Consider the following 9,858-nt stretch of genomic DNA (forward strand, 5'->3'; position numbering starts at 1 on the left):
CGGGACCGGTGGGGGGACAGGGGGGTGCGGCATGGCGGAGGGCCTGGGACCGGTCCAGGAACTCGTGGCGGTCCTGCGGGAGTTCCGGGTGCTGATGGACCCCGCCGGCCGGACGATCTTCCTGGACCTGCTCCGGCTGGAACTGGGTGACGCGCCGCTGCCGGTGCAGGACCACCGGGTGGCCGACTACTTCCTGCTGGAACTGGCCCCGGCGTGCCTGCGCAGCGAACGGGTCCTGGAAGCGGTGCGGGCGGTGCTGTTCACCTGCGTCGGCAGTGCGAGCGTGATGGAGCCCTTCGACGCGGTGGTGGAGCGGCTGACCGCCCGTCCCGCGCTCGCGGCGCCCGCCACCGACCGGCTGCGGGCGCTGCTATCCGGCTTGCAGGTCAAGCGGCTGGCGCAGATCTGCCGGGAGTCGGTCTCGCGGTTCCAGGCCGCGCCCCGGGTCACCGACCCCTGGCAGGCGTTCGTGGAACTAAGCCGGATGAACGCGGAACCGGGCGGGCTCCCGCCCAGTCTGTGCTTCGTCGAACGGCTGGCCGCGGAGGCCCCGTACGAACAGGCCGGCGCGCTACGCGCGTGGGCGGACGAGCAGGCGGCGGCGATGTCGCTCACCTCCGCACTGCGCTCGCTGCGGCACCTGGTGGTGCACCGGGCGCCCGGCGAGCCGTTCGACGCCTACCTGGTCGTGCGGCTGCTGCCGCAGGACGAGCCCGGCCGGTACCTGCTGACCTCGTTTCGGCAGTACGACCCCGACGAGTGGCGGCCGGTGGCCGGCGCCAGCGAGTACGTGACGCGGGCGACCGCGGAGCGGGCCGTGCGGCGGCTGGTGCACGAGGCGGAGGAGGAGTGGGCCAAGGACGCCCGCGACATCCACCTGGAGTTCCTGCTGGGCGCCGACGACCTCAACCTGCCGGTGCACCGGTGGCACCGCGAGGTGGACACCGCCGTGCCGATGACGCTGGGCATGGCCTACCCGGTGGTGGTCCGCAGCCTGGAGCGCAGCCGCAACCGGCTGTGGCGCCGCTGGTGGCTCGGCCGCTGGCGGATGATGGACGGCGAACCGGAGTACTGCCGCGGACTCATCGTCAACGGGTCCGCCCCGGAGAGTTCGGTGACCGGCGAACCGGAGGCGCTGATCGCCGAGTTGCTGGCCGACCCGGGCGTGGTGTCGCTGGTGCTGGACGCGCCGCCCGGCAGCACGGTGCGCGGTGGGTACCAGGCGCGGGCGGCGTGGACCGCGGGCATTCCGGTGGTCATCTGGGACGGCCGTAACTCCCGCAGCGATGAACTGCTCGAAGAATTCGGACAATTACCCACCGACCCAGGTGGAAGCCTGGCACGGCTCCGTGAAGGCGTGACAAAGTTACGGGTGGCAGCGCATACGGTGGACTCGGCAGTGCGGGAGCAGCACCTCGGGCGCCATGTGGTGCTCGTCTGGGATGATCCCACCAGACCTGTGGAGGCGCACGAACAGCTGGCGGGGCCGGACGAGGGGGGCAGCCGATGAGCGACGCGACTCCTGCACGGGTGACCAGCGGCCGTACCGGCGGCGAACCTGCCTCCGCGGACAGCGCCCCGCCGGACGGCATCCCCCGGTCCTGGTGGATCTACCAGGGCACCGGCCGGCCGCTGCGCGACGTGCGGCTGGAGGACATCCTGCCCCCGCCGCCGCCCTGGCGGTCCTTCGACGGTGAGTCCGGCCGCATGGTGGACAGCGATCCGGCGACCGGTGGCGGGGCCGGAAGCGGAGGAGCGGCGGCGGAGCCGGGAGACCCGCGCACCGAGCCGCCGGCACCGCCCGAGGACGCCCGGGACGCCGCCCGCCGGCTGGGCTCGGCGCCCCTGGGGCTGCGGGCCGGGGCGGAGGAGGCCGACCGGGTCAACGCCGCGATCCTGTTACGGCGTCCGCTGCTGGTGACCGGCCGCCCGGGCACCGGCAAGTCCACCCTGGCGTACCGGATCAGCCGGGAGCTGGGGCTGGGCCGGGTGCTGCGCTGGCCGATCACCACGCGCACCACCCTGCGATCGGGGCTCTACGGCTACGACGCGGTGGGCCGGGTGCACGCCGCGGCCGCCGCCGGGCCCGGCGGCGGGGAGCCGGGCCCGGCGCCGGCGGACATCGGGGATTTCCTCCAGCTCGGCCCGCTGGGCACCGCGATGCTGCCGCACCGGCTCCCCCGGGTGTTGCTCATCGATGAATTCGACAAGTGCGACATCGATCTGCCCAACGATCTGCTCGACATATTCGAGGCCGGCGAATTCTCCATTCCCGAACTGGTCCGGTTACGGAAACGCCGGCCGGCCGTCGAGGTCCTCACCGACGACCCGGAGCGCAGTGCGGTCGTCGCCGCCGGCCGGGTGCGCTGCCGGGCCTTCCCCATCGTCGTCATCACCAGCAACGGCGAGCGGGAGTTCCCGCCGGCCTTTCTGCGCCGCTGTCTGGAGCTGCGGCTGCCGGACCCGGACGCCGACCGGCTGGCGGCGATCGTCGCCGCGCACCTGGGTGACGCCGAGGACCCGCGCACCCGCGAACTCGTCGAGATGTTCGTCGAACGCTCCCGGCGGGAGGGCGGGCTGGCGGCCGATCAGCTGCTGAACGCGGTGTACCTGGCCACCTCCCACGCCTACCGCCCCGGGTCCGAGTGGGAGGAGCTACTGCACGCCGTCTGGCACCGGCTGGATGCAGCAGGCTCGACATGACACAGGACCCCAGCGACCGGGCCGCCCCGGGCTCCCCGGACCTGGACTGGCGGCAGGTCGCCGACGCCCTCTGGCTGGCGGTGTGCGACGCCGGGGACCGCGCCGCGGCCGCCCGGCCGGGGACCGCTCCGGGCACCCCGGAACCGCCCGCCGGGCAACCGCTGCCGGACCCGCCCGGCGAACCCGCCGCCGAGGCGCCCGGCGAGGCACCCGCCGGGACCGCCGCCGGCCCCTCGCCGGCCCGGCCGCCCGGCCCCGGCCGGCCCGCATCCGGTGATCCGGCCGGCCCGCACCCGGCGGACCCCCTCCTCCCGCCGTCCGAGCCCTGGACGGTCCATCTCGCCCCGGCCACCGGCCCGGTGGACCCGGCCGGCGCCGCGGCCGTGGCTCTCACCGGCCCGTCGCCCGGCCACGGGCACCGCGGCTCCACCCCGGTGACCACCGAGCGGGCGCTGAGCCGGGCCCTGCGGCCGTTCCGGCGCACCGTGGCGTCCGCCGTCGAGGAGGAGATCGACGAAGAGGCGACCGCGGAGCGCGCGGCCCGGGAGAAGCTGTGGCTGCCGGTCCGGACCCCGGTCCGCGAGCGCTGGATGGACGCGGTGCTGGTGGTGGACCGCGGCAGCTCGATGGTGGTCTGGCGGCGCACGGCCCGGCAGCTGGCGACGGTGCTGGAGCGCACCGGGGCGTTCCGCACCGTGCGGACCCACCACCTCAGCAGCGACCAGCCCTGGGAGCCGGAGCAGGCCGGCGCGCGCCCGGGGCGGCGGCCGGCCGGCGGGCCGTCGCCGGTGGACGGCATCGGGCCGCGCGGCAGGCGCGCGGTGCTGGTGCTCACCGACGGCGTCGGCACGGCCTGGGGCGACGGCTCCGCCCGGCGCGCGGTCGCCCGCTGGGCGGGCCGTGCCACCGTCGCCATCCTCCATGTGCTCTCCCAGAGCAGATGGCACACCACCGCGGTGGCCCCCGAGCGGGTCCGGGTGCGGGTGCCGCACGCCGGCGCCCCGAACGGCAGCTGGACCCGTGCCGAGGGCGGCCGGTGGCCCGGTGACCGGCCACCGGTGCCGGTGCTGGAGGTCGACGCGGGGTGGCTGCACCGCTGGGCGCTGCTGGCCACCCAGCCCTCGCCGCGCGGCCGGGACACGCTGGCGCTGCTGCCCGGCGTGCCGGTCGACGCCGCACCACCCGGTCCCGAGCCGTCGGCGCAGGACCGGGTGTTCCGGTTCCGCGCCTCGGCCTCCCCGAGCGCCTTCCGGCTGGCGGCCCGGCTGGCGGCGGCCCCGCTGAACATCCCGGTGATGGAGTTCGTGCAGCGCACCATGGACGAGCCGGACGCCGCGCCGGGCGATCTGGCCGAGATCCTGGTGGGCGGGCTGCTGCGCACGGTGGGCGATCCGCTGGACGAGACGGGCATCGGGTACGAGTTCCACACCGGGGTCCGCGAGCTGCTGCTCTCGGCCGGCCTGCGGGACGAGTCGCTGTACGTCCTGCACAGCGTGCTGGATCGGCTGGGCCGCAGCTGGCAGCCGCTGCACGTGCTGCGGGACTCGCTCGGCAAGCCGGCCGCGATGCCCTTCCACGAGCTCCCCGAGACCACCGAGCGGCTGCTGCCGTACCTGCGGGTCCAGGAGCAGGTCTACGAGGCGCTGTCCGGGCCCTACCGGGAGGGGGCCCGGACGCTGCGGGCCCGGGTCGCCGCCCACCGGGCGCTGGTCCGGTCGGACGAAGGGCCGCCCCAGGCGCGTGACGAAAGCGGCTTCGGCCGAGTTGAAGACTTCCCCAGGGAGAACGAGGCGGTTGCCGTGACCGACTCATCGCCGAACCAGCTGTCCCCTGCCGTCGATTCACCAGCCGCGCCGGCGCGCGGTGGGCGGGCGGCGGACGGCCCGTATCCGAGAGGAAGTTCCGTGTCCGCGACCGCTGCCCGGTCCCTGCCCGCCGTGGACGAGCGCCGTGCCGGTGACCCCCCGGCCATCTGGGGCAACGTACCGCCCCGCAACAACAACTTCACCGGGCGGCAGGCGCTGCTGGACGCCCTCCACGAACGGCTGAGCAGCGAGGGGACGGCGGCCGTGCTGCCGGAGGCGCTGCACGGGCTGGGCGGGGTGGGCAAGTCGCAGATCGCGCTGGAGTACGTGCACCAGCACGCCGCCGACTACGACGTGGTGTGCTGGATCGCCGCCGAGCGGGACGAGCAGATCCGCAACGCCCTGGTGGAGCTGGCGGAGAGCCTGGGGCTGGAGACCGGCCACGAGTCGAACGTCGCGGTGCCGCGGGTGCTCGACGCGCTGCGCACCGGCCGGCCCTGCAAGGACTGGCTGCTGGTGTTCGACAACGCGGAGGACCTGGAGACGGTCCGGCAGTACTTCCCCGCCGGCGGTCCCGGACGCATCCTCGTCACCTCCCGGAACGCCCAGTGGTCCCGCGCGGCGCGCACCGTGGAGGTGGACGTCTTCGAGCGTGCGGAGAGTGTCGAGCTGCTGCGCCGGCGCGGCCCCGAACTGCCGCGGGACCAGGCCGACCGGGTGGCGCAGGCGCTGGGCGACCTGCCGCTGGCGATCGAGCAGGCGGCCGCCTGGCTGACCGAGACCGGGATGCCGGTCGACGAGTACCTGCAGATCTTCGAGGACGAGCGGGCCGACGTCAGTTCGCGCCGCAGCGAGCTGCTCGCCGCCGGGGTGCCGGTGGACTACCCCGAGCCGGTCGCGGCGGCCTGGAACATGTCGCTGCGCCGACTGGCGGAGCATCACCCCGGCGCGCTCCAGCTGCTGTGGGTGTGCTCCTTCTTCGCGCCGGAGCCGATCTCCCGGCGGCTGTTCTCCAACGTCCGGGGCGTCTCGCTGTCGCCCGAGCTGGCCGCGGTGCTGCAGGACCCGATCAAGCTGGGCCACGCGATCCGGGAGATCGGCCGCTACGCGCTGATCAAGATCAATCACCAGAGCAACACGATCGAGATGCACCGGTTGGTGCAGGCGGTGCTGATCGGCCAGATGTCCCCGCAGCAGCAGGCGGACATGCGGCACAGCGCGCATCTGCTGCTCGCGCACGGCGATCCCAACGAGGTGACGGTCCGCAACTGGCCGCGCTACGCCGACCTGCTGTCGCACGTCCGGGCGTCGCGGGCGACGGAGTGCGACGACAAGTGGGTGCGGCAGACGGTCCGCAACACCATCCGCTTCCTGTACGTGTGGGGGGACCACGAGGGGGCGCTCGACTTCGGCAAGCAGGTGCTGGAGACCTGGCGGGAGACCCTGGGCGAGGACAGCCCGGAGACGGTGGCGGTGGCCCGTACCGTCGCCAACGCGCTCACCGCCCTGGGCGACTTCGAGCAGGCCCAGGAGCTCAACGCGCGCACCCTGGAGCTGCTGCGGAGCACGGTGGGCGACGATCACGAGGACACCATCGCGGCGTTCGCCTCGGTGGCCAACGACACCCGGCTGCGCGGCGACTACCAGCGGTCGGTGGAACTGGAGTACGACCGCTGGAAGCGCTCGGTGCGGGTCTTCGGGGACGAGGACCCGTTCACCGTGGGCGCGGCCAGCGACTACGCCCTCTCGCTGCGCTCGGTCGGGGAGTTCGCCAAGGCCCGGGAGCTGACCGAGGAGGCGCGGGAGTCGGCGGTGCTGATCCTCGGCGAGAACTCGCTGAGCAGGTTCGCGCTGGAGACCAGCCTCTCCATCGACGTGCGGGAGGGCGGCGAGTACCTGGCCGCCCGGGCGATGCAGGAGCGGACCTTCGCCGGGGTGCGGCGGCACGTTCCGCAGAACGCTCCGCTGTACACCCTCGCGATGCGCACCCTGGGGGTGGCGCGGCGCAAGGCGGGCGACTACGAAGGCGCGCTGGAGCTGACCCGGGACGCGCTGGACCGGTACCGGGTGCGGTACGCCAACCGCAATCTGTACATCGCGGTCACCCTGCTCAACCACTCGCTGGACCTGCGGCAGAACGCGGATCTCGCGGGCGCCCGGGAGGTGGGCGAGGAGAGCGTGGAGAGCCTGCGGACGCTGCTCGGGGACCGGCACCCGGCGACCCTGAGCGCCACCGCCGACCTGGCCGTGACGCTGCGGCTGCTGGGCGAGACGGAGGCGGCGCTCGCCCTCAACCAGCAGACGCTGCCGGTCCTCCGGGAGCGGCTGGGCGCCGATCACCCGTCGGTGCTGGCCGCCGCGGTCAACCTCGCCGGTGACCACTACACGCTGGCGGAGTACGAGACGGCGCAGGCGCTGGACACCGACACGCTGCGCGGCTGCCGGGCGCGGCTGGGCGAACGGCACCCCACCACCTTGCTCTGCGCGGTGAACCTCGCCGCCGACCTGCGGGCGCTGGGCGAGCGGCAGGCGGCGCAGGAGATGCACGGCGAGGCGCTGGAGAAGCTGCGCGAGGTGCTGACGGAGAGCCATCCGGTGACGCTGGCCGCGGCCCGCGCCATCCGCGCCGACATCGACATTGACGTGTACAACTTCTGACCCGGACGCCCCTCAGGCCGCGCCGTACAGCCATCCGGCGAGCGCCACCGGGTCCGGGCCGGTGCCGGTGCCGTTGGCACGCAGCGTGCGGTGCAGGGCGTACACCGTCTCGGGGACCTCCCGCAGCGCCCGGCGGGCCGGGCCCTCGGGCAGGGTGAGCGCCAGCCCGGCCCAGGCCGCGGTGTCGTCGGGGGCCTGCTTTAGCCGCGCCCGGTAGCCGCGTGCCGCGCCGGCCGGGTCCCGGGCGGCCCAGTCCCCGTCGGCCCGGGCCCGCAGGTCGCCGGTGCGGGCGGCGCGGTCGCGCAGGGCGGCGGCCGCTCGGGGGTCGCCGGCCCACAGCCGGGCCAGGGCGGAACGGGTGTCCTCCCGGTACGGGCCCGGGTGCAGGGCGCCGGCTTCCGGCGGGCCGGGGGACGCGAGCCCCGCGCGCCAGGCCCGGGCCCAGGGCTCCAGCCGGCCGGGCCGGCGGTGGTGCAGGCGGTGCAGGACCCGGTGGTCGGTGCACAGGTCCTCGGCGGCGCGGCGGGCGGGTTCGGGGACCGGTTCGGCGAGCCAGCCGTCCAGCCGCTCGGCGACCCCGTCGAGGAACCGGCGGCCCCGGACGGTGAGTTCGGCGTGGCCGCGCAGGGTGCCGAGGCCCTGGGCGGTCTGGGCCCGCCGCAGGGCGAACTCCAGCGCCGCGGTGCGCCGGGCGGCGGGGTCGGTCTCCCGGTGCAGCCGGGACTGCCAGAACCCGGTGACGCCCAGGAAGGCGTAGACCCCCTGGAGGATGGCGCGCAACGGGCGCGGGTCGGCCCGCCACGGCGCGTAGTGGACCGCCGCCCAGCCGCCGTGCATCAGCGGCACCAGGTCGAGCAGGGCGCTGAGTTTGATGTGCTGCGCCTCGTGGATCAGGGAGGCGGCGAGCACCGCGGCGTCGGGTGGCCGGCTCAGCAGGACGCAGCCGTAGGCGGTGGGCGAGGAGGCGCTGAAGGGACCGGTGCCGGGCGGGCGGACCGGCACCAGGGAGGTGCAGCAGGCGCCGACGCCGCCGGGGTCGACGTTGTCCTGTTCGGCGATGAGGGCCCAGGCCCGGGCGAAGTCGCGCTGCCACCGCCGGGCCTCGGCCTCGCCGAGGCGTTCGGGGCGGCTGGGCCGCAGCAGGCGCCGGTAGGGGTCGAGGTCGTCCAGCAGCGGGGCGCAGCGGTGGCCGGCGTGGTCGCCGGCCAGCCGGCGCAGCGCCCGCCAGCCCGGGGCGTCCCGGCCGAGCTCGTCCGGGAGCGGCACCCGGACCGGCCCGGCGGTGACGCCGCGGCGGCCGGAGGGGTCCTGGTGGACCTCGGCGGTGTCGGTGCGGTGGCCGTCCAGCCGCACCAGGCCGAGTGCGGGCAGCATCACGGCACCGTCCCGGACGGGTACCGCGATGCGGAAGTCGAGCCCGGCGAGCAGGGCGGCCGACGCGGCGACCGCGTGGAGGTACCCGGCTTCCTGCCACAGCGGGGTGTCGTCGGTGCCGGGGTCGCGGAGCCGGCGCAGGCAGCGGTGGCGCCAGACGCCGACCTGGGGGTGGAGCAGCATCCGGTCCACGGTGGCGGCCCTGCGCCGTTCGGCCCGCAGCAGCAGCCGCCACGCCTCGTCCGGGGGCGGCAGCGGGCCGGGCAGGGCCGGGTGACGCGCCGCCAGGTCGACCAGACCGCGCAGGAGCAGCATGGAGCGCGAGCGCTGTCCCGCCGCCAGCGCGGCGACGGTGTCCGGGCCGCCGCTGCCGCGGGCCAGGTCGTGGAAGTCGGCGGCGGTGACGCGGTGGTGGGCGGTCACGGGGTCCGCGGCGCCCGGCGGGCCGGCGCCCGGCGTCACCACCCGCGCCCGGGGTGGCGGAACGTGCGCGTCGGGCACGTCTCGCCGCCCTGGTCCGTCGAGGAGTTCGTGGCCACCGGCTGGGACACGACGGCGTCGAGCAGCCGCTGGATCTCCGGGTGGAGCGTCCGGTCGCGGTCCAGGTCGTGGAGCGTCGATGCCGAGAGGTCCACCAGCTCCGTCTCGATGTCGGCCGCCGTTCGCTCCATGACATCGTCCCCCTTTAGGCGCGTCCCGGCTCGGTGAGGCGACTTCCATAGTGGCCCACTCAAGAATGATTGCGAAAGGGTGAACACGGCCAGTCGGCGACGGCGGGGCCGGATTGCCCTATGCGGTCGCCGGATTGCCAGGGGCTGGTTGCCAGAAGAAAATAGAGCAATTCCCGACCCGCATCCGGCAGGCAATTCGGGAATGTTGCCCCGTATTATTGATTTTCAGTCAGTTTGCTCGGCGGTGTTCTCCTCGCTCCTGTGCCGGCGCCGCGGCGGTCGGCGGCACCGGGCGTCGGACCGCGATGGCGCCGGCCGGGCGCCGGGCCGCGGGCGGCCGCCGGCATCCTCCGGCCGGCCGGGCGGTCTCCGCCGGGGCACGCGGATGCCCCCGGCCGGTGGCGGCGGCCGGCGGGTCCGCCGGCCGCACCGGTCGCGACACCGACCCGGGACCGGCCCGGGGGTGGTCGCCCGGGCGCACGGCAGGCGACCGCGCCGGGGCTGCCGCGCGCCGGTGCCGGGGCGCTCCGGTCGGGGGGGCGGGGGGGGGCCCCCCCGCCCCCCCCGGGGGGGCCCCCCCCCCCGGCGGGGGGCCCCCCCCCCCCCCCCCCCGGGGGGGGGCCGGCGGCCGGCCGCCCCCCCGAGGG

5 protein-coding genes are annotated in these 9,858 nt (G+C 75.7%); 3 read left to right on the forward strand and 2 right to left on the reverse strand.

The genetic code is table 11. The features are described 5' to 3' along the window. Nucleotides 1–31 precede the first annotated feature (31 nt). The 3 genes from ACH4B3_RS24740 to fxsT are packed head-to-tail and all read left to right on the forward strand — an operon-like array spanning nucleotide 32 to nucleotide 7,166. Nucleotides 32–1,510: a hypothetical protein gene (locus tag ACH4B3_RS24740; RefSeq protein WP_398466133.1), complete on the forward strand. Its 1,479-nt coding sequence runs from the start codon at nucleotides 32–34 to the stop codon at nucleotides 1,508–1,510. Next, on the forward strand, nucleotides 1,507–2,703 hold the full coding sequence (locus tag ACH4B3_RS24745; protein ID WP_398466135.1) for an AAA family ATPase: 1,197 nt from the start codon (nucleotides 1,507–1,509) through the stop codon (nucleotides 2,701–2,703). Before ACH4B3_RS24740 ends, ACH4B3_RS24745 begins: the two co-directional genes overlap by 4 nt. Then, nucleotides 2,700–7,166: an FxSxx-COOH system tetratricopeptide repeat protein gene (fxsT, locus tag ACH4B3_RS24750; RefSeq protein WP_398466137.1), complete on the forward strand. Its 4,467-nt coding sequence runs from the start codon at nucleotides 2,700–2,702 to the stop codon at nucleotides 7,164–7,166. The genes ACH4B3_RS24745 and fxsT overlap by 4 nt, the downstream gene beginning before the upstream one ends. Nucleotides 7,167–7,178: 12 nt before the next feature. Here the strand turns inward: fxsT and ACH4B3_RS24755 are convergent, their stop codons facing one another. Next, nucleotides 7,179–8,963 (reverse strand): aKG-HExxH-type peptide beta-hydroxylase, encoded by a 1,785-nt coding sequence (locus tag ACH4B3_RS24755; RefSeq protein WP_398466139.1) that lies wholly within the window; start codon nucleotides 8,961–8,963, stop codon nucleotides 7,179–7,181. Nucleotides 8,964–8,998: 35 nt separating this feature from the next. Further along, a complete protein-coding gene (locus ACH4B3_RS24760) occupies nucleotides 8,999–9,211 on the reverse strand; it encodes a hypothetical protein (RefSeq protein ID WP_398466141.1) in 213 nt (70 codons plus the stop codon). Nucleotides 9,212–9,858 lie beyond the last annotated feature (647 nt).

Origin of the sequence: Streptomyces sp. NPDC018031, from assembly GCF_044327625.1 — a bacterium.
Classification (GTDB): domain Bacteria; phylum Actinomycetota; class Actinomycetes; order Streptomycetales; family Streptomycetaceae; genus Streptomyces.

Bases quoted from the DNA above. Each gene is read 5' to 3' on its own strand.
- fxsT (WP_398466137.1), top strand. From the start codon at position 2,700: ATGACACAGGACCCCAGCGACCGGGCCGCCCCGGGCTCCCCGGACCTG.
- ACH4B3_RS24745 (WP_398466135.1), top strand. From the start codon at position 1,507: ATGAGCGACGCGACTCCTGCACGGGTGACCAGCGGCCGTACCGGCGGC.
- ACH4B3_RS24740 (WP_398466133.1), top strand. From the start codon at position 32: ATGGCGGAGGGCCTGGGACCGGTCCAGGAACTCGTGGCGGTCCTGCGG.
- ACH4B3_RS24760 (WP_398466141.1), bottom strand. From the start codon at position 9,211: ATGGAGCGAACGGCGGCCGACATCGAGACGGAGCTGGTGGACCTCTCG.